This window comes from Oleiphilus sp. HI0128 (assembly GCF_001635365.1).
Genome location: NZ_LWGG01001607.1, coordinates 1 through 1,288 on the forward strand (window position 1 = coordinate 1; position 1,288 = coordinate 1,288).

Here is a 1,288-nt window from a genome sequence, read left to right on the forward strand (position 1 = left end):
TTACCCTGAACGGTGACTTGGTGCCCGAGTATTTGCAAAAGCTTCGTCAGGAAGACAGCCTCCTGGGGCGTACATTTACATTGTTTGAACTTGAAAAACACGAAGGGAAGAGACATTGGTTGAATTTCTCTTTGCGCTCTGAAGAGCACACTGCAGCACCTGAGGTGTTACTTTCTCGTCTTGATAGCAGTGAAGCAATACTCAACTATGCTAAAGACTCGGCTGGTTCTTCTGTAGAACAAGAAGGAGGCCAGAAATGAACCTTGAGAAATGGTACGAACTACGTGATAAAACAGCCGACCTAAGCCTTAGAGAACGGGCAATTATGGCGGGTACTGCTGTGGTGATCATTGCTTTTATTTGGCTGCAGACAGGCTTCGCTGATTATGAAAAAAAGCACAAAGCTAACTTAGCCAACAAAGCATCGTTGACACAAGAAACTGTTGAGCAAAGTAATCGGCTCAGTGAGCTGACTTCAGCTTTGGCTCACGACCCGAATGCAGCACTAAGGCAAGAGCAAGAACAATTAAAAGAGCGCCTGCAGGGCTTACGTTTAAAGATAGGGCAGCGTATGAGTAACCTGGTTGCGCCTGAAGATATGGCAAACCTTATGAAAAAGGTCTTATCTGACTACAAAGGCTTGAGCTTGCTAAGTGCCAAAAATCTACCGGTAGAGCCCTTGAACGTGAGTTTGGGGAGTACCACAGACGAATCAGATAAGACTAATGATAGCGCCATTTCTGCAGAGCCTCAGGCGGTTATATTTACGCATGGCTTTGAAATGGAATTGCGAGGAACTTATTTCCAGACGGTTGAATATTTACAGCAATTAGAAAGCTTGAGCGGCTTTTACTGGAGAATGCTGAGTTATAAAGTTGATCGGTACCCTAATGCGACGATAAAAGTTCAGCTCAGTACTCTGAGCCTGGAAGAGGACTGGATCGGTGTTTAAAACTACAATTTACAAGAGCTCTTTAGTATTAGTGTTTGGCTTATGCTTAAGCGCTTCATTGTCGCTGTCCGCCAAACAAACTTATAGTTTGCCTGGCGGTGAGGTCTTGTCTGACCCAACAGCGCCGTATGGGGAAAAGAGAAAGGCTGCCGCGAAAACCAAGCGCCGTATGCCGAACTTCTCTCTCAACTATATAATGAGCGCAGGGGATAACCGCCGAGCAATGATCAATGGCAAAAAAGTGTATGAAGGAGACTTTGTTTCCGGTGCGAAAGTAAGAAGAATTTCGTCGGAGTCTGTCTCGTTGGTGTATGACGGAAGAGAAGTCGTTTTGCA

3 protein-coding genes are annotated in these 1,288 nt (G+C 45.3%); all 3 read left to right on the forward strand.

Going from position 1 to position 1,288, the window contains the following annotated elements:
- A partial coding sequence (locus A3763_RS29295) for a hypothetical protein (RefSeq protein ID WP_197483154.1) occupies window positions 1–260 on the forward strand: 260 nt, incomplete at its 5' end.
- Window positions 257–952 (forward strand): hypothetical protein, encoded by a 696-nt coding sequence (locus A3763_RS26285; protein ID WP_068511626.1) that lies wholly within the window; start codon window positions 257–259, stop codon window positions 950–952. The genes A3763_RS29295 and A3763_RS26285, both read left to right, overlap by 4 nt.
- Window positions 945–1,288, forward strand: a 344-nt coding sequence (locus tag A3763_RS26290; protein WP_068760753.1) for a general secretion pathway protein GspB, incomplete at its 3' end; no start/stop codon positions are given. The genes A3763_RS26285 and A3763_RS26290, both read left to right, overlap by 8 nt.